Raw genomic sequence first — 24194 nt, forward strand, 5'->3', positions numbered from 1 at the left:
GAACTGTCACTCCCCGCAAGTAGGGTGGTGACCATGGCCGACCCGAGCAGCTACCGCCCCAAGCCGGGACAGATCCCCGATTCGCCGGGGGTGTACAAGTTCCGTGATGAGCACGGCCGGGTGATCTACGTCGGAAAGGCGAAGAGCCTGCGCCAGCGGCTTTCGTCGTACTTCCAGGACCTCGCCAATCTCCACCCGCGCACCCGCACCATGGTCACCACGGCCGCCGCGGTCGAGTGGACCGTGGTCTCCACCGAGGTCGAGGCGCTACAGCTCGAGTATTCGTGGATCAAGGAGTTCGATCCCCGGTTCAACGTCAAATACCGTGACGACAAGAGCTATCCGTCCCTCGCGGTCACGCTCAACGAGGAATTCCCCCGGGTCCAGGTCATGCGCGGTCCCAAGAAGAAGGGCGTGCGCTATTTCGGCCCGTACGCCCATGCCTGGGCCATCCGCGAGACCGTCGATCTGATGCTGCGGGTGTTCCCCGTCCGCACCTGCTCCGCAGGGGTGTTCAAGCGCTCCGCCCAGATCGGCCGGCCCTGTCTGCTCGGTTACATCGGCAAGTGCTCGGCCCCCTGCGTCGGCCGGGTCACCGCCGAGGAACACCGTGAACTGGCCGAGGAATTCTGTGACTTCATGGCCGGGCGCACCGGCACCTATCTGCGCCGCCTGGAGCAGCGGATGCAGGAGGCGGCCGAGGAGATGGAGTACGAGAAGGCCGCCCGGCTGCGTGACGACATAGGGGCGCTCAAGCGCGCCATGGAGAAGAACGCGGTGGTGCTCGCCGACGCGACCGACGCCGATCTGATAGCGGTCGCCGAGGACGAGCTGGAGGCGGCCGTCCAGATCTTCCATGTGCGCGGCGGCCGGGTGCGCGGTCAGCGCGGCTGGGTCACCGACAAGGTCGAGGCCGTGGACACCGCCGATCTCGTCGAGCACGCCCTGCAACAGCTCTACGGCGAGGAGCGGGGCGACGCGGTGCCCAAGGAGGTGCTGGTGCCCGCCGTGCCCGACCCGGCCGAGCCGGTCGTCCAGTGGCTCACCGACCGCAGGGGCTCCCGGGTCGATCTGCGCATCCCGCAGCGCGGCGACAAGAAGGACCTGATGGCCACCGTGCAGCGGAACGCCCAGCAGGCGCTGGCGCTGCACAAGACCAAGCGCGCGTCCGATCTGACCACGCGTTCCCGGGCGCTGGAGGAGATCGCGGTCGCTCTGGACCTGGACTCCGCGCCGCTGCGCATCGAGTGCTTCGACATCTCCCATCTCCAGGGCGATGACGTGGTGGCCTCCATGGTGGTCTTTGAAGACGGGCTCGCCAGGAAGAGCGAGTACCGCCGCTTCCAGATCAAGAGCTTCGCCGGGCAGGACGACGTGCGTTCCATGCACGAGGTGGTCGGCCGCCGCTTCCGCCGCTATCTCCAGGAGAAGCAGCGGACGGGTGAGTGGGAGGAGGAGCCCCGCGAGGAGCCCGTCACTGCCCAGGACGCGGCCCCCGAGCCTGCCACCGCCCAGGACACGGCCCCCGAGCCCGTCACCGCCCAGGACACGGCCCCCGAGGGGATCGCCGCTCCCCAGGGCACGGCCTCCGACGGTTCCGGGGAGTCTTCCGGCCCGCTCGACGACAGCGGCCGCCCCAAGCGGTTCGCCTACCCTCCGCAGCTCGTCGTGGTCGACGGCGGACAGCCACAGGTCGCCGCCGCCCAGCGGGCCCTGGACGAGCTGGGCATCGATGACGTGGCCGTCTGCGGCCTCGCCAAGCGGCTGGAGGAGGTCTGGCTGCCCGGCGAGAACGACCCGGTGGTGCTGCCCCGCAGCAGCGAGGGGCTCTATCTGTTGCAGCGGATCCGTGACGAGGCCCATCGCTTCGCCATCTCCTACCAGCGCAGCAAGCGCGCCAAGTCCATGAAGGCCGGACCGCTGGACGCCGTGCCGGGGCTGGGCGAGAGCCGCAAGCAGGCACTGCTGAAGCACTTCGGGTCCCTCAAACGGCTGCGCGCCGCCACCATCGAGCAGATCTGCGAGGTGCCCGGCGTGGGCCGCAAGACGGCGGAGACGGTGGCCGCCGCCCTCACCCAGGCGGCCCCGGCCGCCCCGGCGGTGAATACCGCCACAGGAGAGATCATTGAGGATGAGGCCGCGAACGCGGCGCCATCGGTGAATCGGGGGACGAGATCATGACAGAGCACGAGAGCATCACAGAGCACGAGAACCACGGAGACGGAGCGCAGGTGAAGACGGGCACGACGGGAGAGGGCGGCGCCGAGGTGGCGGCCATTCCCGAGCTGGTGATCATCTCTGGAATGTCCGGCGCGGGCCGCAGCACCGCCGCCAAGTGTCTGGAGGACCTCGGCTGGTTCGTCGTGGACAACCTGCCGCCCGCACTGATCCCCACCATGGTCGACCTCGGCGCCCGCTCGCAGGGCAATGTGGCCCGGATCGCCGTGGTGGTGGACGTCCGCGGCCGCCGTTTCTTCGACAACCTCCGTGAGTCCCTCGCGGACCTGGCCGCCAAGAACGTCAAGCGGCGCGTGCTGTTCCTGGAGGCGTCCGACGAGGCGCTGGTGCGCCGTTTCGAGTCCGTGCGCCGTCCGCACCCCCTCCAGGGCGACGGCCGGATCGTGGACGGTATCGCCGCCGAGCGCGATCTGCTGCGCGAGCTGCGCGGCGACGCCGACCTGGTGATCGACACCTCCAGCCTGAACGTGCACGAGCTGCGCGCCAAGATGGACGCCCAGTTCGCGGGCGAGGAGGAGCCCGAGCTGCGGGCCACCGTGATGTCCTTCGGCTACAAGTACGGCCTGCCCGTCGACGCCGATCTGGTGGTGGACTGCCGCTTCCTGCCCAATCCGCACTGGGTCCCCGAGCTGCGCCCCTTCACCGGGCTCAACGAGGAGGTGTCCGGCTATGTGTTCAACCAGCCGGGCGCCAAGGAGTTCCTCGACCGCTACGCCGAGCTGCTCCAGCTCATCGCCGCGGGCTACCGCCGCGAGGGCAAGCGCTATGTGACCATCGCCATCGGCTGCACCGGCGGTAAGCACCGCAGCGTCGCGATGTCCGAGCGGCTCGCCCCCCGGCTGGCCGCCGAGGGCGTCGAGACCGTGATCGTCCACCGTGACATGGGGCGCGAGTGACGATCCGAACCAGGCGGCTGCGACGGCTGGTCGGCGCCCGGACGACCCGGGGCGCCCAGCCCAAAGTCGTGGCGCTCGGCGGCGGGATGGGCCTGTCCGCGTCGCTCGCCGCGTTGCGCCGGATCACCGGCGATCTCACCGCTGTTGTCACCGTGGCCGACGACGGGGGCTCCAGCGGACGGCTCCGCGACGAGCTGGACGTGCTGCCGCCCGGCGACCTCCGCAAGGCGCTGGCCGCGCTCTGCGGGGACGACGACTGGGGCCAGACCTGGGCCCGGGTGATCCAGCACCGCTTCATCAGCGAGGGCGAGCTGCACGGCCACGCGGTCGGCAATCTGCTGATCGTCGCCCTCTGGGAGCAGCTGGGCGACCATGTGAAGGCGCTGGACCTGGTGGGCAAGCTGCTGGGCGCGCACGGCCGGGTGCTGCCGATGTCGGCCGTGCCGCTGGAGCTCCAGGCGTATGTGCGCGGCCATGACCCGGCCCGCCCCGAGGAGGTCTCCACGGTCGCGGGGCAGGCGACCGTGGCGCTCACCCCGGGTGAGGTCCAGTCGGTGCATCTGGTGCCGCACGACCCGCCCGCCGTGCCCGAGGCCGTCGCGGCGGTCATGGACGCCGACTGGGTGGTCCTCGGGCCCGGCTCCTGGTTCTCCTCCGTCATCCCTCATCTGCTGGTCCCGGACCTGCTCCAGGCGCTCACCGACACCAAGGCCCGGCGCGTGCTCTCGCTGAACCTCGCCCCCCAGCCGGGCGAAACCGATGGCTTCTCCCCGCAGCGTCATTTGGAGGTTTTGGCCCGACACGCCCCTAAACTCGCCTTCGACGTGGTGCTGGCCGACGAGGCCGCCGTTCCCGACCAGAGCAGTCTGTGCGACGCCGCGAAGCGGCTGGGCGGCACGGTCGAGCTTGCGCCGGTGGCCGCGACCGACGGTGCCCCGAAGCATGACCCGGAGCTTCTGGCGGCCGCGTACGACCGTATTTTTCGGATGCATGGAAGGATCGGCCCATGGCGATGACGGCAGCGGTGAAGGACGAAATCTCCCGGCTCCCCGTCACCCGCACCTGCTGCCGGAAAGCGGAGGTCTCGGCGATCCTGCGGTTCGCGGGCGGTCTGCACCTGGTCAGCGGGCGCATCGTGATCGAGGCGGAGCTGGACACAGGGATCGCCGCCCGCCGGGTCCGCAAGGACATCCTGGAGATCTTCGGTCACTCCTCCGATCTGGTGGTGATGGCCCCCGGCGGTTTGCGCCGCGGCAGCCGGTACGTGGTGCGGGTGGTGGCGGGCGGTGACCAGCTGGCCCGGCAGACCGGCCTGGTCGACGGCCGCGGCCGGCCGATCCGCGGGCTGCCGCCGCAGGTCGTCTCCGGCGCCACCTGTGACGCCGAGGCCGCCTGGCGCGGCGCCTTCCTCGCCCATGGCTCGCTCACCGAGCCGGGTCGCTCCTCCTCGCTCGAGGTGACCTGTCCCGGGCCGGAGGCCGCGCTGGCGCTGGTCGGCGCCGCCCGCCGGCTCCAGATCGCCGCCAAGGCCCGCGAGGTCCGCGGAGTGGACCGGGTGGTCGTCCGGGACGGTGATGCCATCGGCGCGCTGTTGACGCGGCTGGGGGCGCATGAGTCGGTGCTCGCCTGGGAGGAGCGGCGGATGCGCCGCGAGGTCCGGGCCACCGCCAACCGGCTGGCCAACTTCGACGACGCCAATCTGCGCCGTTCGGCCCGCGCCGCCGTCGCCGCCGGGGCCCGGGTGCAGCGCGCCCTGGAGATCCTCGGCGATGAGGTGCCCGAGCACCTCGCCGCCGCCGGGCGGCTGCGTATGGAGCACAAGCAGGCGTCGCTGGAGGAGCTGGGCGCCCTCGCCGACCCGCCGCTGACCAAGGACGCGGTCGCGGGCCGGATCCGGCGGCTGCTGGCCATGGCCGACAAGCGCGCCCAGGACCTGGGCATCCCCGGCACCGAGTCGAGTCTGACCGACGAGATGGCCGAGGGCATGGTCGGCTGACCGGGCCCCGCCCGCGTCGTCCCGCCACTCCGCGTCGAACGCCCCCGGACCCCAACTGGGCCCGGGGGAGCACCTTTCAGCCCACTGTTGAACCCTTCACCTCACTGTTGACATGGCCATGGGCCGACATCAGTCTTAGGCGCCTGCGCAACCCAATGCGTCGGACGACAGCCAGGGGGGCTCATGCACAGACGCAAGGCGAGACCGATCAGATCGCTCGTCGCGGTGGCTTCACTGCTCCTGGGGGGACTGGCCGCGGCACCCGCCGCGCAGGCACAGCCCACCGCGGACACCTCGGCCGACGGACTGTCCGTCTGGACGGCCGAGGTGAGCAAGGACCAGATCCCGCTGCTGCTGCGCTCCGGCGCGGACGGGCATGAACTCGGGCGGCAGATCCCCGAGAAGGGCCATGGAGCGGTCGAGCTCTACCTCACCGGGAAGCAGGCCGCGAAGCTGCGCGGCAAGGGGGTGCGGCTCACCGAGAAGAAGGTCTCCGCACAGGCCCGCAACCGTCTCAAGGCCGCGGGCGACGGGGTGTTCCGCCCCTACAGCGGTGACGGGGGGCTGAAGGAAGAGATGGTGAAGACCGGGCAGGCCCATCCCGGCCTCACCAAGGTCGTCAGCATCGGCAAGACCACTCAGGGCAAGGACATCCTCGCCCTCAAGCTCACCAAGGGCGCCGCGAAGTCCCGTGACGGCAGCAAGCCGTCGGTGCTGTACATGTCCAACCAGCACGCCCGGGAGTGGATCACGCCGGAGATGACCCGGCGGCTGATGCACTACTACCTCGACAACTACGGCAAGGACGACCGCGTCACCCGGATCGTGGACCGCACCGAACTGTGGTTCGTCCTCTCCGCCAACCCGGACGGCTACGACTTCACCCACCAGAGCCCCGCCAATCGCCAGTGGCGCAAGAACCTGCGCGACAACAACGGCGACGGAAAGATCACCCCCGGCGACGGTGTCGACCCCAACCGCAACTTCCCGTACAGATGGGGCTACGACAACGAGGGTTCATCGGCCGACCCCGCCGACGAGACCTACCGCGGCCCCGCCCCCGGCTCCGAACCCGAGACCAAGGCGCTGGACTCCTTCGAGAAGCGCATCGGCTTCGACTACGGCATCAACTACCACTCGGCCGCCCAACTGCTGCTCTACGGCGTCGGCTGGCAGGTCGCCACCCCGACCCCCGACGACGTCCTCTACAAGGCGCTCGCCGGAACCCCGGAGAAGTCGGCGATCCCCGGCTACCACCCGCAGGTCTCCTCCGAGCTGTACACCACCAACGGCGAGGCCGACGGCCACGCGGCCAACGTCAACGGGATGATGATGTTCACCCCGGAGATGTCGACCTGTCAGACGCCATCGGCTGTGGACCCCGATGACGCCTGGAAGCCCGGCGACTGCGCGTCCGTCTTCACCTTCCCGGACGACGAGAAGCTGATCCAGCAGGAGTTCGCCAAGAACATCCCGTTCGCGCTCTCCGTCGCCGAGACCGCCGCCCACCCCGACCAACCCTCCTCCTCGGTCGGCCTCGACGCGCCCGACTTCACCCCGGACGCCTTCACCACCTCCTACGCCCGCGGCGGCGACCAGGACGTCTCCGTGACCGTCCGCAAGAGCGTCCGCGACAAGCGGCTCAACTACCGCGTGGACGGCGGGCGTACCCACCGCGCGGCCCTCAAGCCCTGGAAGGGCGGAGAGACCTACGGCGGTGAGGACAACATCCGCTTCGACCAGTACCGCGCCACCGTCGAGGGTGCGGACACCGGCGAGAAGGTCGAGGTCTGGTTCACCGGCCGCACCAAGAGCGGCAAGCGGACCGCCGGCAAGCCGTTCACCTACACCGTCGCGTCCCGGCCCCGCGCCGACACCCTGGTGATCGCGGAGGAGGGCGGCAGCGCCCCGGCCCGGCACACCGCCGCCTACACCAAGGCGCTTGCGGACAACGGCCGCAAGGCCGCCGTCTGGGACGTCGCCGCCAAGGGCGCGCCCTCCGCGCTCGGAGTGCTCAGCCACTTCCGCACCGTGCTCTGGTACACCGGCGCAGAGCGCCCCGGCGGGCAGACCCTGCTGGCCGTACGCGACTTCCTCAACGAGGGCGGCAAGCTGATCACCACCGGTGAACGGGCCGGTGGCAGCTCCGAGGTGGGCCCGGCCGACACCGACGACTTCAGCCAGTACTACCTGGGCGCCGACAGCCGTATCACCCTCAAGTCGCCCCGTACCTTCCAGGGCGGCGGCGCGCTCAAGGGCACCGCGGCCACCCTGGCCGACGCCCCCGGCAACCCGCTGGACAGCGCGGGCGGTTACACCGTCACCTCCGATGTGCTGCCGCCGAAGGACTTCCCGCAGTTCCGCAGCGCGGCCGCGGGCGAGTACCCCGGCGCGCGCTCCCCGTACCAGCCGTACGAGGGCGACTGGATGGCCGCCGCGGGCCATCACGACAACTCCTGGCAGCGGCTGGCCCGGACCGTCGATCTGACCGGGGTGAGCGCGGCCGACAAGCCGGGCCTGACCTTCCGGCTCAGCCATGACACCGAGCCCGGCTACGACCATGTGATCGTCGAGGCGCACACCGTGGGCCAGGACGACTGGACCACGCTGCCCGACGCGGGCGGCGGCAGCTCCACCAAGGTGCCCACCGAGTGCGAGGCGGGCTTCCTGCTCAACCTCCACCCGTTCCTCAAGCACTACCTCACCCCCGGGGACGACGGCTGCAAGGCCACCGGCACCACCGGCGCCTGGAACAGCTTCACCGGTTCCTCCGACGGCTGGCGGCCGGTCTCGCTCGACCTGAGCGCCTACGCGGGCAAGAAGGTCGAACTGGCGGTCTCCTACGTCACCGACCCGGGCACCGGCGGCCGCGGCGCCTTCGTCGACAGCACCGCGCTGGTCGTCGGTGGCGCCACCCACGACACCGAGGGATTCGAGACGGCGCTCGGACCGTGGTCCGCGGCCGGGCCGCCGCAGGGCAGCCCGGCGAATCCCGCGGACTGGATGCGGTCGAAGGAGCTCTTCCACACCTCCGCGGCGGTCACCACCGGGGACACCGTGCTGCTGGGCTTCGGCCTGGAGCATGTACCCGGCGCGGCGGAGCGGGCGAAACTCATCGGTGGCGCGCTCCGGGCGCTGCACCGTTGACAGAACGTGACGAGTCGTGACTGAATCGGCGGCCTATACCACGATCCGGTGGTCATGGGCCGCCGATGCCAATGTCACGTACGTCTCGTGATAGCGGTAGGGTCGGAGGCGGTCGGGGACATCCACATAAGCTCGCCGGGCAGCCCGGCATACCTCACGAGGAGATCGGTTCGTGACGATCCGCGTAGGCATCAACGGCTTCGGTCGCATCGGCCGCAACTACTTCCGCGCACTTCTCGAGCAGGGCGCGGACATCCAAATCGTCGGTGTCAACGACCTGACCGACAACGCAACCCTGGTTCACCTGCTGAAGTACGACAGCATCCTCGGACGGCTGAAGCACGAGGTCAGCCACACCGAGGACACCATCACGGTGGGCAACCAGACGTTCAAGACCATGGCCGAGCGTGACCCGGCCGCCCTCCCGTGGGGAGAGCTCGGTGCCGACATCGTCGTCGAGTCCACCGGCATCTTCACCAAGCGCGAGGACGCCGCCAAGCACCTCACCGCCGGCGCCAAGAAGGTCCTGATCTCCGCGCCCGCCAAGGACGAGGACATCACGATCGTGATGGGCGTCAACCAGGACAAGTACGACCCCGCCACACACGACGTCATCTCCAACGCCTCCTGCACCACCAACTGCGTGGCGCCGATGGCCAAGGTCCTCGACGAGAACTTCGGCATCGTCAAGGGCATGATGACGACGGTCCACGCCTACACCAACGACCAGCGCATCCTGGACTTCCCGCACAAGGACCTGCGCCGCGCCCGCGCCGCCGCGGAGAACATCATTCCGACCTCCACCGGCGCCGCCAAGGCCACCGCCCTGGTCCTGCCGCAGCTCAAGGGCAAGCTGGACGGCATCGCGATGCGCGTCCCGGTCCCGACCGGCTCGGTCACCGACCTCGTTCTCGAGCTCGACCGCGAGGTCACCAAGGACGAGATCAACACCGCCTTCCAGAAGGCCGCCGAGAGCCAGCTCAAGGGGGTCCTCGAGTACACCGAGGACCCGATCGTCTCCTCGGACATCGTCAACTGGCCGGCCTCCTGCACCTTCGACTCCTCCCTGACCATGGTCCAGGGCAAGCAGGTGAAGGTCGTCGGCTGGTACGACAACGAGTGGGGCTACTCCAACCGCCTGGTCGACCTGACCGTTTTTGTCGGCGGCAAGCTCTGACGCTGTCGCGATGAGCGAGGAAAGGGGCCCGCTACGACGCTGTCGCAGCGGGTCCCTTTTCCATGATCAAGGAGCCATTCTGTGAAGACGATTGACGATCTCCAGGTCAGCGGGCAGCGGGTGTTCGTCCGCGCCGACCTGAACGTCCCGCTCGACGGCGAGACGATCACCGACGACGGCCGGATCCGCGCCGCCGTCCCGACGATCACCAAGCTCCTGGACCGGGGCGCCAAGGTCATCGTCGCCTCGCACCTCGGCCGTCCCAAGGGTGCCCCCGATCCGCGGTACTCGCTGGCCCCGGTGGCCCGGCGGCTCGGTGAACTCCTCGGCAAGCCGGTCGCCTTCGCGACCGACACCGTGGACGACAGCGCCCGCGCCACCGTCGAGGGGCTCGCCGACGGCCAGGTCGCGCTGCTGGAGAACCTGCGCTTCAACGCCGGTGAGACCAGCAAGGACGACGCCGAGCGCGGCGCCTTCGCCGACCGGCTCGCCGCCCTCGCCGACCTCTACGTGGGCGACGGCTTCGGCGCGGTGCACCGCAAGCACGCCTCCGTCTACGACCTCCCGGCGCGGCTGCCGCACGCCGCGGGCGATCTGATCGCCGCGGAGCTGACCGTCCTGAAGCAGCTCACCGAGGACGTCAAGCGGCCCTACGCGGTGGTCCTCGGCGGCGCCAAGGTCTCCGACAAGCTGGGCGTGATCGACCACCTGCTGGAGAAGGCCGACCGCATCCTGATCGGCGGCGGTATGGCCTACACCTTCCTCAAGGCCCAGGGCCACGAGGTCGGCGGCTCGCTGCTCCAGGAGGACCAGGTCCCGGTGGTGCGCGAGTATCTGCGCCGGGCCGAGGAGCGCGGGGTGGAGTTTGTGCTCCCGGTCGACGTCCTGGCCGCCGCCGAGTTCCCGGACCTGAAGACGAAGGCCCCGGCCAACCCCGAGGTGCTGTCCGCCGACGCCATCCCGGCCGACCGGCAGGGCCTGGACATCGGTCCGGAGACCCGTAAGGTGTACGCCGCCAAGCTGGCCGACACCGCCACCGTCTTCTGGAACGGTCCGATGGGTGTCTTCGAGCACCCCGACTACGCCGACGGCACCAGGGCCGTCGCCCAGGCCCTGATCGACAGCCCCGCCTTCACCGTGGTCGGCGGCGGCGACTCGGCAGCGGCCGTCCGCATCCTGGGATTCGACGAATCCGCTTTCGGCCATATCTCGACCGGCGGCGGCGCAAGCCTCGAATATCTCGAGGGCAAGACTCTCCCCGGCCTCGCCGCACTGGAGGACTGAACACCGTGAGTGACCGTATTCCGCTGATGGCGGGCAACTGGAAGATGAACCTCAACCACCTTGAGGCCATCGCCCATGTCCAGAAGCTCGCCTTCGCCCTCGCCGACAAGGACTACGAGGCCGTCGAGGTCGCGGTCCTGCCGCCCTTCACCGATCTCCGGTCGGTGCAGACGCTGGTCGACGGCGACCGGCTGAAGATCAAGTACGGTGCCCAGGACGTGTCCGAGCACGACTCCGGCGCCTACACCGGAGAGATCTCCGGCGCCATGCTGGCCAAGCTGAACTGCGCCTTCGCCGTCGTGGGCCACTCCGAGCGGCGTCAGTACCACGACGAGACCGACGAGATCTGCAACCGCAAGGTCAAGGCGGCCTATCGGTACGGTCTCACCCCGATCCTGTGCGTGGGCGAGGGCCTGGAGGTCCGCAAGGCGGGCAACCAGGTCGCGCACACCCTCGCGCAGGTCGACGGCGGTCTGGCCGGGATCCCGGCCGAGCAGGCCGAGACCATCGTGATCGCCTACGAGCCGGTCTGGGCGATCGGCACCGGCGAGGTGGCGACCCCCGAGGACGCCCAGGAGGTCTGCGGGGCGATCCGCGCCCGGCTGGCCGAGCTCTACAGCCAGGAGCTGGCCGACAAGGTCCGGATCCAGTACGGCGGCTCGGTGAAGTCCGGGAACGTGGCCGCGATCATGGCCCAGCCGGATGTGGACGGCGCCCTGGTCGGCGGTGCCGCGCTGGACGCCGAGGAATTCGTCAAGATCGTCCGTTTCCGCGACCAGTGAGTATGCCCTAGCGCACGGGTCGTCGTACCCTGTCGGGGGTCGTGGTGGTGCGATCGCGCCATCCGGCCCCCGACGTCCGTAACTGCCCGAGAGAGTTGGTCCAGCTGTGATCATGGGGTTCTCGATCGCCCTCATCATCTTCAGCCTTTTGATGATGATGCTGGTGCTCATGCACAAGGGGAAGGGCGGCGGCCTGTCCGACATGTTCGGTGGCGGTATGCAGTCCTCGGTGGGCGGCTCCTCGGTCGCCGAGCGCAACCTCGACCGGATCACCATCGTGGTCGGGCTGCTGTGGTTCGTCTGCATCGTTGTCCTCGGCCTCCTGATGAAGCTCGACTGAAGCTCGACTGGAGCTCGACTGGAGCTCGCAGTGAGGCCAGCCGGGCCTTCGGCCAGGGGCCGTTCGTCCGCCGACCGGGATCCGATAACTGACGTTCCGTCCGTCAGTGGGCCAAGGGCGGCTTATCATGGGGGTGGCGTCCTCGGTGGTGGGTGTAACTCCTCTCACTGGACGCGCGTTGGGCCTTACGTAGACTGGGGCGCCGGGCAGCGAGGCCGAACAATCGAAGCTTCGCGGCACCATCACGCAGGGAGTTACGACCGTGGCAAGTGGCAACGCGATCCGTGGAAGTCGGGTCGGAGCGGGGCCGATGGGAGAAGCCGAGCGAGGCGAATCGGCTCCGCGCCTGCGCATCTCCTTCTGGTGCTCGAACGGACACGAGACTCAGCCGAGTTTCGCCAGCGACGCGCAGGTCCCGGACACGTGGGACTGCCCGCGGTGCGGCTTCCCCGCCGGCAAGGACCGGGACAACCCGCCGGACCCGCCGCGCACCGAGCCGTACAAGACGCATCTGGCGTATGTGCGTGAGCGGCGCAGCGATGCCGACGGCGAGGCGATCCTCGCCGAGGCGCTGGCCAAGCTCCGGGGCGAGATCTAGGGCGAGATCCAGGCGGCACGCCGACCGAGCAGCGCGTACGACGGCCCGGCCGGGCACCCTCGCAGGGGGTGCGCGGCCGGGCCGTCGTCCATGCCCGGGGCCGTTGTCAGTGGCGGGGGCTACGGTCGGGGGTGCTGATTCACGGGGGTGCGGCGGCCGGGGCGCCGCCCATGGGGGGAGGGGCGCCGATGAGCGCGGTGGAAGCGGGGGAGCGCGAGGGGGAGCGGGGCGGCGGGAAACCGGCGGCGCCCGCCTGGCGCGGGGGGTTCGGGCGGCTGTGGACGGCCGCCGTGGTCTCCCGCTTCGGGGACGCGCTGCGCGGGGCGGCGCTGCCGCTGCTGGCGGTCTCGCTGACCGATTCACCGGTGCTGGTGTCGCTGGTGACCGCCTGCGGCTTTCTGCCCTGGCTGCTCTTCGGGCTGATCGGCGGGGCCATCGCGGACCGGGTCGACCAGCGGCGGGCGATGTGGGCGGTGGACGCGGTGCGGGCCGCCCTGATGGCGGGGTTCGCCGTCGCCGTCTGGCTGGACCACGCCACGATCGGGCTGCTGCTGGCCCTCGGCTTCGCCCTGACCACCCTCCAGACCCTCTTCGACAACGCCGCCACCGCCCTGCTGCCGTCGGTGGTGGGCCAGGAGGCGCTGGGCCGGGCCAACGCCCGGCTGATGACCGGGCAGGAGGTGATGGGCCGGTTCGTGGGCGCCCCGCTGCTGCCGGTGCTGCTGGGGCTCGGCGCCGCGGTGCCGTTCTGGGCGGACGCTGCCACCTATCTCCTCGCCGCCCTCCTGGTCGCCTCGCTCGGGGTCGCGGCCCCCGAGCGCGCCCCGCGCCCGGCGGGCCGCACTCTGCGCCAGGAGATCGCCGAGGGCATCCGGCTGCTGTGGCGGGACCGGGTCCTGAGGTCGCTGTGCGGCTGCACCATGCTGGTCAACATCGGCATCGGCGCGCTCATCGCCACCCTGGTGCTGATCGTCACCGGCTGGCTGGACGCGGGGAACACCGGCTATGCCGTGGTGGTGACCGTCTACGGGATCGGCAGCGTGGCCGGAGGGCTGGTGGCCGCCTGGATCACCGACCGGCTGGGCCGGATCCGCTCCCTGGTGGTGTGCGGCGCGGCCCAGCTCGCCGCCCTGGTCGCGCTCGGCACCATCCGCGGTCTGCCGGTGGCCGTCGCCGCCATGGGCCTGTTCGGCTTCGCCGGAATGGTCTGGAACGTCACCGAGGTGACGATGATGCAGCAGCGCAGCCCCGCCGAGATGCTGGGCCGGGTGAGCGCGGCGTTCCGCACCCTGACCGTCGCCGGTACGCCGCTCGGTGCCCTGCTCGGCGGGGTGATCGCCGAGGCCTGGGGGCTGAACAGCCCGGCGCTGGCTGCCGCGGCGCTGTTCGCCTGCGGTCTGGTGGCCCTCGTTCCGGGAATGCGGTCCGGCATCAATTAGGTTGGTGGCCGGCGGGGTACAGGCACCGACGAGAAGTGGGCTGATGTCCGAGATGAACGCAGAAGGCCGCAGCAGGCTCGACCAGCTGCCCGAGTGGCAGGCGCTGGCCGCACACCGCAAGGAGCTGGGTGACGCGCATCTGCGCGAGCTGTTCGCAAGCGACCCCGGGCGCGGGCGCCGGCTCACCCTCCAGGTCGGCGACCTCCATCTGGACTACTCCAAGCATCTGGTCACCGACGAGACGCTGCGGCTGCTGCGCGAGCTGGCCCGCGCCACCGAGGTGGCCGAGCTGCGGGACGCGATGTTCCGCGGCAAGAAGATCAACACCACCGAGGACCGGGCGGCGCTGCATATCGCGCTGCGGGCACCCCGCTCCGCCGTCATCACGGTGGACGGCAAGGACGTCGTCCAGGATGTGCACGCGGTGCTCGCCAAGATGGCCGTCTTCACCGACCGGATCCGCTCCGGCGACTGGACCGGTCACACCGGAAAGCGCATCAAGAACATCGTCAACATCGGCATCGGCGGCTCGGATCTGGGCCCGGCGATGGCGTTCGAGGCGCTGCGCTCCTACACCGACCGCTCGCTGACCTTCCGGTTCGTCTCCAATGTGGACGGCGCCGACCTCCATGAGGCGGTGCGCGATCTGGACCCGGCCGAGACGCTGTTCATCGTCGCGTCCAAGACCTTCACCACCATCGAGACCATCACCAACGCCACCTCCGCCCGCGACTGGCTGCTGACCGGTCTGGGGGCCGGACCGGAGGCCGTCGCCAAGCACTTCGTGGCGCTGTCGACCAACGCGGAGAAGGTCTCCGCGTTCGGCATCGACACGGCCAACATGTTCGAGTTCTGGGACTGGGTCGGCGGGCGTTACTCCTACGCCTCGGCGATCGGCCTCTCCCTGATGATCGCCATCGGCCCGGACCACTTCCGGGAGATGCTGGCCGGTTTCCATCTGATCGACGAACACTTCACCTCCGCCCCGCCGGAGGAGAACGCCCCGCTGCTGATGGGCCTGCTGGGCATCTGGTACGGCAACTTCCACGACGCCCAGTCCCACGCCGTACTGCCCTACAGCCACTATCTGTCCCAGTTCACCGCCTACCTCCAGCAGCTGGACATGGAGTCCAACGGCAAGTCGGTGGACCGCCAGGGAGAGCCGGTCAGTTGGCAGACCGGCCCGGTGGTCTGGGGCACCCCCGGCACCAACGGACAGCACGCCTACTACCAGTTGCTCCACCAGGGCACCAAGCTGATCCCCGCCGATCTCATCGGCTTCGCCCGGCCGGTGGAGGACCTGGAGCCCGGACTGGTCCCCCAGCACGATCTGCTGATGGCCAACCTCTTCGCCCAGGGCCAGGCGCTGGCCTTCGGCAAGACCCCGGAGGAGGTCGCCGCCGAGGGAGTGCCGCCGGAACTGGTGGCGCACAAGACCTTCCGCGGCAACCACCCCACCACCACGATCCTCGCCTCCGAGCTGACCCCGTCGGTGCTGGGCCAGCTCGTCGCCCTCTACGAGCACAAGGTGTTCGTCCAGGGCGCGGTGTGGAACATCGACTCCTTCGACCAGTGGGGCGTGGAGCTCGGCAAGGTGCTCGCCAAGCGGGTGGAGCCCGCCCTCACCGAGGGCGCGACGGTCGAGGGACTCGACCCGTCCACCGAGCAGCTCGTCGCCACCTACCGTGCGCTGCGCGGCCGTTGAGCCCTTCGGTCATCCCCTGAGAGACAGCGATCCCCCGTGCGCAGTGCGCACGGGGGATCGGTCGTCAACGCGTCGGGGACGGGCTCACGGTGAGGCCGGAGGATACAGCTCGCGCGGCAGCCCCGCCGCCGCGGCCCGGTCCAGCAGCCACAGCGTCCGGCTGCGGCCGTACGCCCCCGCCGCCGGGGCCTGGAGCTCCCCCGCGCCCGACAGCGCGATGGTGACCGCCTTCGCCTTGTCCTCACCTGCCGCCAGCAGCCACACCTCCCGTGCCGCGCGGATCGCGGGCAGGGTCAGCGTGACCCGGGTGGGCGGCGGCTTGGGCGCGCCGCGCACCCCGACCACCGTCCGCTCCGTCTCCCGCACGGCGGGCAGCTCGGGGAAGAGCGAGGCCACATGGGTGTCCGGTCCGACGCCCAGCAGCAGCACGTCGAAGGACGGCACCGCGCCGTGGTTCTCCGGCCGCGCGGCCCGCGCCAGCTCGACGGCGTACGCCTCGGCCGCCGTGTCCACATCGCCGCCGTACGCACCGTCGGATGCGGGCATGGCGTGCACCCGCGCGGGGTCCACCGGCACCGCGTCCAGCAGCGCTTCCCGTGCCTGGGTGACATTGCGCTCCGGATGGCCCTCCGGCAGGAAGCGCTCATCGCCCCACCACAGGTCCAGCCGTGACCAGTCCACCGCGTCGCGCGCGGGGGAGGAGGCGAGCGCGGTCAGCAGCCCATTGCCGTTGCGGCCGCCGGTGAGGACCACCGACGCGGAGCCACGGGCGGCCTGGGCGTCCACGATCTTCGTGAGCAGCCGGGCAGCCGCGGCCTGGGCCATCAGCTCCTTGTCGCGGTGGACGACGACCTGCGGAGCCGTCATGCGTCCGCCGCCTTGCCTTCGGCCTTGCCCTCGGGCTTGTGCTTCGGCGGAGCCGGGACCGGACGAGCCTGGCCATTGCCGTGGCCGTCGCCGGGCTTGGGCGCCGAGGCATGGGTGGCGGTGGCGGCCTTGCCCAGCTTGCTCACCCCGAACTTCACCGCCGAGGCGTACATCTCGTCCGGGTCAAGGCGGCGCAGCTCCTCGGCGATCAGCTCCGACATCTCCCGCCGCTGGAGCGCCACATGACGGTCCGGCTGGCCCGGCATCGCCAGCTCGGCCAGCGAGCCATTGGCCCGGTCCAGGCAGATCTCACCGTCGGCGGTCTCCAGCCGGACCGCGGTCAGCCCGGGGCCGTCCGAGACCTGGCGGTCCACCGGCACCCGCAGCCGCTCGGCGAGCCACAGCGCCAGCAGCTCACTGCTCGGGTTGTACGCCTCGCCCTCCACGGTCGCGGAGCTGATCGGGGAGTGCTTCTGGTCGAGCGCGGCCGCGAGCACACTGCGCCACGGGGTGATCCGCGTCCAGGCCAGATCGGTGTCGCCCGGGGTGTAGGTGTCGGCCCGCAGCCCGAGCGTGGCGACCGGGTCCTCGGTGGCCTGGGCGTCGGTGATCCGGCGCTGGGCGAGCTGGCCGAGCAGGTCCTCGCTGGGGTTCTCCGGGGCGTCCTCGGGCCACCACACCACCACTGGGGCGTCCGGCAGCAGCAGCGGCAGGACCACCGAGTGGGCGTGGTTGGCCAGTTCGCCGTGGAGCCGCAGCAGCACCGTCTCACCGGTGCCGGTCTCGCCGCCGACGCGCACCTCGGCGTCCAGCCGCGCCATCTTGCGATCCCGCGGCGAGCGCCCCGGCCGCTTGATGACCACCAGATTGCGCGACGGATGCTCCTTGGACGCCTCGCTGGCCGCCTTCAGGGCGTCGTAGTGATTGCCCTCGTCGGTGACGATGACCAGGGTCAGCACCATGCCCGTGGCGGGGGTGCCGGTGGACCGCCGCGCCTGGACCAGAGCGGAGTTGATCCGGGCGGACGTGGTGTCCGTGAGATCGATGTTCATGGCCGCCGCCAGCTCCGTCCATCTCGTGCGAGCATCTGGTCCGCGGCCTTGGGACCCCAGGTCCCGGCCGTGTACTGCTCGGGCTTGCCGTGCTTGTCCCAGTACTCCTCGATCGGGTCGAGGATCCGCCAGGACTGCTCCACTTCCTGATGGCGGGGGAAGAGGTTGGCGTCACCGAGCAGCACATCGAGCAGCAGCCGCTCGTACGCCTCGGGGCTGGACTCGGTGAAGGACTCGCCGTAGGCGAAGTCCATCGTCACGTCCCGGATCTCCATGGAGGTGCCGGGCACCTTGGAGCCGAACCGGATGGTGACGCCCTCGTCCGGCTGCACCCGGATGACCAGGGCGTTCTCCCCCAGCTCCTGGGTGTCGGTGGTGTCGAACGGGGAGTGCGGGGCGCGCTGGAAGACCACGGCGATCTCGGTGACCCGCCGCCCCAGCCGCTTGCCGGTGCGCAGATAGAAGGGGACGCCCGCCCAGCGGCGGTTGTCGATCTCCACCTTGATCGCGGCAAAGGTGTCGGTCTTGGAGTGCGGGTCGATGCCCTCCTCCTCGAGATAGCCGAGCACCTCCTCGCCGCCCTGCCAGCCGTGGGCGTACTGGCCGCGCACGGTGTGCTTGCCCAGCTCCCGGGGCAGCTTGACGGCCCTGAGCGCCTTGAGCTTCTCGGTGACCAGTGCGTCCGCCTCGAAGGAGGCGGGCTCCTCCATGGCGGTCAGGGCGAGCAGCTGGAGCAGGTGGTTCTGGATGACGTCACGGGCGGAGCCGATGCCGTCGTAATAGCCCGCGCGACCGCCGATGCCGATGTCCTCGGCCATGGTGATCTGTACGTGGTCCACATAGCTGCGGTTCCAGATCGGCTCGAACATCGTGTTGGCGAAGCGCAGTGCCAGGATGTTCTGGACCGTCTCCTTGCCCAGGTAGTGGTCGATCCGGAAGACATCGCTGGGGCGGAAGACCTCGTGGACCACCTGGTTGAGCTCCTCTGCGCTCTCCAGGTTGTGGCCGAAGGGCTTCTCGATGACCGCGCGGCGCCAGGAGTCGCCCGGTCCGTTGGACAGCCCGTGCTTCTTGAGCTGCTGCACCACGGTGGGGAAGAACTTCGGCGGCACGGACAGGTAGAAGGCGAAGTTGCCGCCGGTGCCGCGTGCCTTGTCCAGCTCCTCTATGGTCGAGCGCAGCGTCTTGAACGCCTCGTCGTCGGAGAAGTCACCGGGGACGAAGCGGAAGCCCTCGGCGAGCTGCTGCCAGACCTCCTCGCGGAACGGGGTCCGCGCATGCTCCTTGACGGCGTCGTGGACGACCTGGGCGAAGTCCTCGTCCGCCCAGTCGCGGCGGGCGAAGCCGACGAGCGAGAAGCCCGGCGGCAGCAGACCGCGATTGGCCAGGTCGTAGACCGCCGGCATCAGCTTTTTCCGGGACAAATCGCCCGTGACGCCGAAGATGACCAGGCCGGACGGCCCCGCGATACGCGGGAGCCGCCGGTCCCTCGGGTCACGCAGCGGATTGCTGCTGGTGGTCAAGGTCTTCACGCCTCCGAAGGTGCGAGGCGGTTGAGCTCCGCCTCCGTGGACTTCAGCAGGTCGTTCCAGGACGCCTCGAACTTCTCGACGCCCTCGTCCTCCAGGAGCTGGACGACCTCGTCGTACGAGATCCCGATACCGGCCAGCGCATCCAGGTCGGCCTTGGCCTGCTCGTAGGTGCCGCGCACCCTGTCGCCGGTGATCTCGCCGTGGCCCTCCACGGCCTCCAGGGTGGCCTCCGGCATGGTGTTCACCGTGCCCGGGGCGACCAGGTCGTCGACGTACAGGGTGTCCTTGTACGCCGGGTCCTTCACACCGGTCGAGGCCCACAGCGGACGCTGCTTGTTGGCGTTGGCCCGGTCCAGGGCGGCCCAGCGGTCGGAGCTGAAGACCTCCTCGAACGCCTGGTAGGCGAGACGGGCGTTGGCCAGAGCCGCCGTGCCGCGCAGCGCCTTGGCCTCATCGGTGCCGAGCTTGTCGATCCGCTTGTCGATCTCGGTGTCCACCCGGGAGACGAAGAAGGACGCGACCGAGTGGATCTTGGACAGATCCAGACCCGCGGCCTTGGCCTTCTCCAGACCGGCCAGGAACGCGTCCATGACCGCGCGGTAGCGCTCCAGGGAGAAGATCAGCGTGACATTGACGCTGATGCCCAGGCCGATCACCTCGGTGATCGCCGGGAGCCCCGCCTTGGTGGCCGGGATCTTGATGAAGGTGTTGGGCCGGTCCACCAGCCAGGCCAGCTGCTTGGCCTCGGCGATGGTGGCCGCCGTGTTGTGCGCCAGCCGCGGGTCGACCTCGATGGAGACCCGGCCGTCCTGACCGCCGGTGGCGTCGTGCACGGGCCGCAGGATGTCCGCGGCGTCCCGTACATCCGCCGTGGTGATCATGCGGACCGCTTCCTCGACGGTGACCTTGCGGGCCGCGAGGTCGGCGAGCTGCTGCTCGTAGCCATCGCCGCCGGAGATCGCCTTCTGGAAGATCGACGGGTTGGTGGTGACACCGACGACATGCTGCTGGTCGATCAGTTCGGCCAGATTGCCGGACGTGATCCGCTTGCGCGAGAGGTCGTCGAGCCAGATCGCGACGCCTTCGTCGGCCAGCCGCTTGAGTGCGTCAGTCATGGGGATTGTCTCCTACTCGTCGTATGGCGGGCGTCAGCGCCCGGCGGCGTCGAGGGACTCGCGGGCGGCGGTGACCACGGCCTCGGCAGTCAGACCGAACTCCCGGTAGAGCACCTTGTAGTCGGCGGAGGCGCCGAAGTGCTCCAGCGAGACGATGCGGCCGGCCTCGCCGACGTAGCGGTACCAGGTCAGGCCGATACCGGCCTCGACAGCCACGCGTGCCTTCACGGACGGCGGCAGCACGCTGTCGCGGTACCCCTGGTCCTGCTCCTCGAACCACTCGACCGACGGCATCGAGACCACCCGGGTGGGCACCCCGGCGGACTGGAGCTGCGCACGCGCCTCGACGGCGAGCTGGACCTCGGAACCGGTGGCGATCAGAACGACCTTCGGCGCCGCGCTCTGCCCTTCGGGCCCTTCGGCCTCGAACAGGACGTAACCACCCTTGGCGGCGCCCTCGTTGGCCTCGTAGGTCGGCACGTTCTGCCGGGTGAGCGCGATGCCGTGCGGAGCGGGCCGCTCGGTGTGGCGGCGGGTGATCTCGCGCCAGGCGATCGCCGTCTCATTGGCGTCGGCCGGGCGGACGATGTTCAGACCCGGGATGGCGCGCAGCGCGGACAGGTGCTCGACCGGCTGGTGGGTCGGGCCGTCCTCGCCCAGGCCGATGGAGTCGTGCGTCCACACGTAGGTGACCGGCAGCTTCATCAGCGCGGCGAGCCGGACGGCCGGGCGCATGTAGTCGGAGAACACCAGGAAGGTGCCGCCGTAGACCCGGGTGTTGCCGTGCAGCGCGATGCCGTTCATGGTCGAGCCCATGGCGTGCTCGCGGATGCCGAAGTGGATGGTGCGGCCGTAGGGGTTGGCCTCCGGCAGCGGGTTGTCCTTCGGGAGGAAGGACGAAGAGGCGTCGATCGTGGTGTTGTTGGAGCCCGCGAGGTCGGCCGAGCCGCCCCACAGCTCCGGGAGCACCCCGCCGAGCGCCTTGAGCACCTGGCCGGACGCCTTGCGGGTGGCCACGTCCTTGCCGGCCTCGAAGACCGGCAGCACGCTCTCCCAGCCCTCGGGCAGCTCGCCCGCGGTGATCCGGTCGAACTCGGCGGTCCGCTCGGGGTGGTTGTTCCGCCACTCCTGGAGCTGCTTGTCCCAGGCGGCGTGCGCCTGGCGGCCGCGGTCGACCAGCTCGCGGGTGTGGTTGATGACCTCGGTGTCCACCTGGAAGTGCTGCTCGGGGTCGAAGCCGAGGACGCGCTTGGTGGCGGCGACCTCCTCCGCGCCGAGGGCCGAGCCGTGCGACGCCTCGGTGTTCTGCGCGTTGGGCGCGGGCCAGGCGATGATGGTGCGGGCCGCGATGATCGAGGGGCGCTCGGTCTCGGCCTGCGCCGCCTTCAGCGCGGCGTGCAACTGGTGGATGTCGAAGTCGCCGTTGGGCGACTGCTCGATGCGCTGGACGTGCCAGCCGTACGCCTCGTAGCGCTTGAGGACGTCCTCGGAGAGCGCGGTGGCGGTGTCGCCCTCGATCGAGATGTGGTTGTCGTCGTACAGGGCGACGATGCTGCCCAGCTTCTGGTGGCCGGCGAGTGAGGACGCCTCGGCGGAGATGCCCTCCTCCAGGTCGCCGTCGGAGACGATCGCCCAGATGGTGTGGTCGAAGGGGGAGGCGCCCTCGGGCGCCTCCGGGTCGAACAGACCGCGCTCGTAGCGAGCGGCCATCGCCATGCCCACCGCGTTGGCGATGCCCTGGCCGAGCGGACCGGTGGTGGTCTCCACACCGGTGGTGTGGCCGAACTCCGGGTGACCCGGGGTGAGGCTGCCCCAGGTGCGGAACGCCTTCAGATCCTCGAGCTCCAGACCGAAGCCCGCCAGGTACAGCTGGACGTAGAGAGTGAGGCTGGTGTGACCCGGGGACAGCACGAACCGGTCGCGGCCCGCCCAGTCGGCGTCGGAGGGGTCGTGCCGCATCAGCTTCTGGAAGAGCAGGTACGCGGCGGGCGCGAGACTCATGGCCGTGCCGGGGTGGCCGTTACCGACCTTCTGCACGGAATCCATGGCCAGGACGCGGGCGGTGTCCACGGCCCGCTGGTCCAGATCGGTCCATTCGAGGTCTGTGGTAGTCGGCTTGGTGCTCACCCTGAGTCAGGGCTCCTCTCCACACTGTCGCTATCCGGTGACCGAGTGCACACCGGCGCTGTCGAGCCTACCCCTGGAGGGACGGTCATCTTTTCGAGTTCCACCCGACGGACAGGGAACGAATCAGGGGGCTCGCCGCATTCCCTGTGACGGTTGCGCGGAGTGATCGGAAGGAGCTGTTCCGGGGCGTACGCGCCCTGCGCGCCCCGCCCGGCGTGCGCCGCCAACACGAGCGGACCCCGGCGATGGGCGGCATATCCGCTGCGTCTAGAGTGGCGTGGTACGCGCAAGTCTTTACCGGCTCTTCATGTCCGGTGCTTGCTGGTTCTTGCTTCCACCAGGGGTGTGCGTGACGGCCGTCGAATCCCGTCCTGCGGGGGTGCTGGAGACGAGCGAAACGAGCTCCGGCCACCGGCCGCTCGGGGCCCGTGTCAAGGCGTTCGTCGCGCTGACCAAGCCGCGCGTCATCGAGCTGCTCCTGATGACCACGGTGCCGGTCATGTTCCTGGCCGCCCAGGGCGTACCGGATCTGTGGCTGGTGGTGAAGACCTGCGTCGGCGGCTATCTGTCGGCGGGCGGCGCGGCCGCGTTCAACATGTACCTCGACCGCGACATCGACGCGCTCATGGACCGCACCGCGCAGCGTCCGCTGGTCACCGGGATGGTCTCGCCGGCCGAGTGCCTGGTCTTCGCCTCGGCCCTCGCGGTGGGCTCCACGGCCTGGTTCTGGGCCCTGGTCAACCCGCTGTCCGCGATGCTGTCACTCGGGGCGCTGGTCTTCTACGTCGTCGTCTACACGATGCTGCTCAAGCGGCGCACCTCGCAGAACATCGTCTGGGGCGGGATCGCGGGCTGTATGCCCGTGCTCATCGGCTGGTCCTCGGTGACCAACGAGCTCTCCTGGGCCGCGGTCATCCTCTTCCTTGTCATCTTCTTCTGGACGCCGCCGCACTACTGGCCGCTGTCGATGAAGGTCAAGGAGGACTACGAGCGGGCCAGCGTGCCGATGCTGCCGGTGATCGCGGGCAACAAGGTGGTCGCCCGGCAGATCGTCCTCTACAGCTGGGCCATGGTCGGTGTCTCCCTGTTGCTGTGGCCGCTGGGCTACACCGGCTGGTTCTACCCGGTCGTCGCGGCGCTGCTGGGCGGGTTCTGGCTCAAGGAGGCGCATGCGCTCCAGGCGCGCGCCCGAGCCGGGATCACCGGAGCCAAGCTCAAGGAGATGCGGCTCTTCCACTGGTCCATCACCTATGTGTCGCTGCTCTTCGTGGCCGTCGCGGTGGACCCCTTCCTGCGTTGATTACCGACGGGTAGCATTGTCCTCATGGCAGACAGCACCCAGGCGGAGAATGTCGGGAGCGCCCAGCCCGCCAAGCCTTCCAAGCCTTCCAAGCCTTCCAAGCCTTCCAAGGACGAGAAGCGGGCCCAGCGGCTCGCCCACCAGATCACGGCCTTCGCCGCGGGCCACGGCGGCAGCGCCGAGGGCCAGCTCGCCCACATCGGCCGCGGCTCCACCCGGATCGCCCTGGTGGGGGCCGATGGTGAGTGGGGCGTGCTGGTCGCCCCCTCGCACGAGAGCGCCCGCCGCGCCGCCGAGCTCGCCGGGCTCACCCTCCACGACGAGTTCGACGGTGAGATGGCCGCCAAGGTCCGCACCGGTCCGTACGAGTGGACGCGCATGGCGGGCATCCAGATCGGCGGCCCCGCCAACTCCTGAGCCGGGCCTCGTCAGCCCTTGAGTCGGGGCCCAGGCCGACCCCTGAGGCCGGCCGCCGCCGACCCTTGAGCCGGGGTCCCGACACCTCGCACCCCTTTCGCCCGTTAAGCCCGTCGATGCCTTAAGGGCGAGGAGGCGGCGGCGATGGACGAGGCGACGGACTCCCCGAGCACGTTGGGCCC

General features: G+C 70.1%; 19 protein-coding genes. 14 read left to right on the forward strand and 5 right to left on the reverse strand.

From position 1 onward, the window contains the following. The first annotated feature begins 33 nt into the window (after window positions 1-33). From uvrC to pgi, 12 genes are all read left to right on the forward strand, one after another. Window positions 34-2181: an excinuclease ABC subunit UvrC gene (gene uvrC / locus JK363_RS10820; RefSeq protein WP_201874253.1), complete on the forward strand. Its 2148-nt coding sequence runs from the start codon at window positions 34-36 to the stop codon at window positions 2179-2181. Further along, entirely contained in the window at window positions 2178-3134 is a 957-nt protein-coding gene (rapZ, locus tag JK363_RS10825; protein WP_215910753.1) for an RNase adapter RapZ, read from the forward strand. The genes uvrC and rapZ overlap by 4 nt, the downstream gene beginning before the upstream one ends. Then, the gene (locus JK363_RS10830; protein ID WP_201874255.1) at window positions 3131-4150 is read left to right on the forward strand and encodes a gluconeogenesis factor YvcK family protein; all 1020 of its coding nucleotides are present in this window, start codon (window positions 3131-3133) and stop codon (window positions 4148-4150) included. Before rapZ ends, JK363_RS10830 begins: the two co-directional genes overlap by 4 nt. After that, the gene (gene whiA / locus JK363_RS10835; protein ID WP_201874257.1) at window positions 4141-5130 is read left to right on the forward strand and encodes a DNA-binding protein WhiA; all 990 of its coding nucleotides are present in this window, start codon (window positions 4141-4143) and stop codon (window positions 5128-5130) included. Before JK363_RS10830 ends, whiA begins: the two co-directional genes overlap by 10 nt. A 183-nt stretch (window positions 5131-5313) precedes the next feature. Beyond that, window positions 5314-8277: a M14 family metallopeptidase gene (locus JK363_RS10840; RefSeq protein WP_201874259.1), complete on the forward strand. Its 2964-nt coding sequence runs from the start codon at window positions 5314-5316 to the stop codon at window positions 8275-8277. 172 nt (window positions 8278-8449) lie between these two features. Further along, a complete protein-coding gene (gene gap / locus JK363_RS10845; protein ID WP_201874261.1) occupies window positions 8450-9454 on the forward strand; it encodes a type I glyceraldehyde-3-phosphate dehydrogenase in 1005 nt (334 codons plus the stop codon). An 81-nt stretch (window positions 9455-9535) separates the two neighbouring features. Then, a complete protein-coding gene (locus JK363_RS10850; protein ID WP_201874263.1) occupies window positions 9536-10738 on the forward strand; it encodes a phosphoglycerate kinase in 1203 nt (400 codons plus the stop codon). Window positions 10739-10743: 5 nt separating this feature from the next. Beyond that, the gene (gene tpiA / locus JK363_RS10855) at window positions 10744-11520 is read left to right on the forward strand and encodes a triose-phosphate isomerase (protein ID WP_201874265.1); all 777 of its coding nucleotides are present in this window, start codon (window positions 10744-10746) and stop codon (window positions 11518-11520) included. 112 nt (window positions 11521-11632) lie between these two features. Further along, window positions 11633-11860 carry a preprotein translocase subunit SecG gene (gene secG / locus JK363_RS10860; protein ID WP_201874267.1) on the forward strand — a complete coding sequence of 76 codons (228 nt, stop codon included), beginning with the start codon at window positions 11633-11635 and terminating at the stop codon, window positions 11858-11860. Between the two features lie 262 nt (window positions 11861-12122). Next, window positions 12123-12458: an RNA polymerase-binding protein RbpA gene (locus JK363_RS10865; RefSeq protein ID WP_201874269.1), complete on the forward strand. Its 336-nt coding sequence runs from the start codon at window positions 12123-12125 to the stop codon at window positions 12456-12458. Window positions 12459-12646: 188 nt separating this feature from the next. Next, window positions 12647-13897, forward strand: a complete 1251-nt coding sequence (locus tag JK363_RS10870) for an MFS transporter (protein ID WP_201874271.1) — start codon at window positions 12647-12649, stop codon at window positions 13895-13897. A gap of 52 nt (window positions 13898-13949) precedes the next feature. Continuing rightward, entirely contained in the window at window positions 13950-15602 is a 1653-nt protein-coding gene (pgi, locus tag JK363_RS10875; RefSeq protein ID WP_201874448.1) for a glucose-6-phosphate isomerase, read from the forward strand. 84 nt (window positions 15603-15686) lie between these two features. Here pgi and pgl read toward each other — a convergent pair whose 3' ends face one another. Genes pgl through tkt form a run of 5 tightly spaced genes read right to left on the reverse strand, consistent with a single transcriptional unit; the run spans window position 15687 to window position 22295 of the window. Further along, window positions 15687-16469, reverse strand: coding sequence for a 6-phosphogluconolactonase (pgl, locus tag JK363_RS10880; protein WP_201874273.1), 783 nt, complete (start codon window positions 16467-16469; stop codon window positions 15687-15689). Further along, window positions 16466-17521 carry a glucose-6-phosphate dehydrogenase assembly protein OpcA gene (gene opcA, locus JK363_RS10885; protein WP_236075662.1) on the reverse strand — a complete coding sequence of 352 codons (1056 nt, stop codon included), beginning with the start codon at window positions 17519-17521 and terminating at the stop codon, window positions 16466-16468. The genes pgl and opcA overlap by 4 nt, the downstream gene beginning before the upstream one ends. Then, on the reverse strand, window positions 17518-19044 hold the full coding sequence (gene zwf, locus JK363_RS10890) for a glucose-6-phosphate dehydrogenase (RefSeq protein WP_201874449.1): 1527 nt from the start codon (window positions 19042-19044) through the stop codon (window positions 17518-17520). The genes opcA and zwf overlap by 4 nt, the downstream gene beginning before the upstream one ends. A gap of 5 nt (window positions 19045-19049) precedes the next feature. Beyond that, window positions 19050-20168, reverse strand: coding sequence for a transaldolase (gene tal / locus JK363_RS10895; protein WP_201874274.1), 1119 nt, complete (start codon window positions 20166-20168; stop codon window positions 19050-19052). Between the two features lie 33 nt (window positions 20169-20201). Next, window positions 20202-22295, reverse strand: a complete 2094-nt coding sequence (gene tkt, locus JK363_RS10900; protein WP_201874275.1) for a transketolase — start codon at window positions 22293-22295, stop codon at window positions 20202-20204. A 349-nt stretch (window positions 22296-22644) separates the two neighbouring features. Here tkt and JK363_RS10905 point away from each other — a divergent pair, with 349 nt between their 5' ends. After that, window positions 22645-23595 (forward strand): heme o synthase, encoded by a 951-nt coding sequence (locus JK363_RS10905; protein ID WP_201874276.1) that lies wholly within the window; start codon window positions 22645-22647, stop codon window positions 23593-23595. Between the two features lie 24 nt (window positions 23596-23619). Then, window positions 23620-24012 (forward strand): hypothetical protein, encoded by a 393-nt coding sequence (locus tag JK363_RS10910; RefSeq protein WP_201874277.1) that lies wholly within the window; start codon window positions 23620-23622, stop codon window positions 24010-24012. The last annotated feature ends 182 nt before the right edge of the window (window positions 24013-24194 follow it).

The organism is Streptomyces coffeae, assembly GCF_016741875.1.
GTDB classification, from domain to species: Bacteria; Actinomycetota; Actinomycetes; order Streptomycetales; family Streptomycetaceae; genus Streptomyces; species Streptomyces coffeae.

What these genes read in the sequence shown, in the direction of transcription:
- JK363_RS10840 (WP_201874259.1), top strand. Translation starts at nt 5,314, where the DNA reads ATGCACAGACGCAAGGCGAGACCGATCAGATCGCTCGTCGCGGTGGCT.
- tal (WP_201874274.1), bottom strand. Translation starts at nt 20,168, where the DNA reads ATGACTGACGCACTCAAGCGGCTGGCCGACGAAGGCGTCGCGATCTGG.
- whiA (WP_201874257.1), top strand. Translation starts at nt 4,141, where the DNA reads ATGGCGATGACGGCAGCGGTGAAGGACGAAATCTCCCGGCTCCCCGTC.
- secG (WP_201874267.1), top strand. Translation starts at nt 11,633, where the DNA reads ATGGGGTTCTCGATCGCCCTCATCATCTTCAGCCTTTTGATGATGATG.
- JK363_RS10910 (WP_201874277.1), top strand. Translation starts at nt 23,620, where the DNA reads ATGGCAGACAGCACCCAGGCGGAGAATGTCGGGAGCGCCCAGCCCGCC.
- rapZ (WP_215910753.1), top strand. Translation starts at nt 2,178, where the DNA reads ATGACAGAGCACGAGAGCATCACAGAGCACGAGAACCACGGAGACGGA.
- uvrC (WP_201874253.1), top strand. Translation starts at nt 34, where the DNA reads ATGGCCGACCCGAGCAGCTACCGCCCCAAGCCGGGACAGATCCCCGAT.
- pgi (WP_201874448.1), top strand. Translation starts at nt 13,950, where the DNA reads ATGAACGCAGAAGGCCGCAGCAGGCTCGACCAGCTGCCCGAGTGGCAG.
- opcA (WP_236075662.1), bottom strand. Translation starts at nt 17,521, where the DNA reads ATGAACATCGATCTCACGGACACCACGTCCGCCCGGATCAACTCCGCT.
- JK363_RS10870 (WP_201874271.1), top strand. Translation starts at nt 12,647, where the DNA reads ATGAGCGCGGTGGAAGCGGGGGAGCGCGAGGGGGAGCGGGGCGGCGGG.
- pgl (WP_201874273.1), bottom strand. Translation starts at nt 16,469, where the DNA reads ATGACGGCTCCGCAGGTCGTCGTCCACCGCGACAAGGAGCTGATGGCC.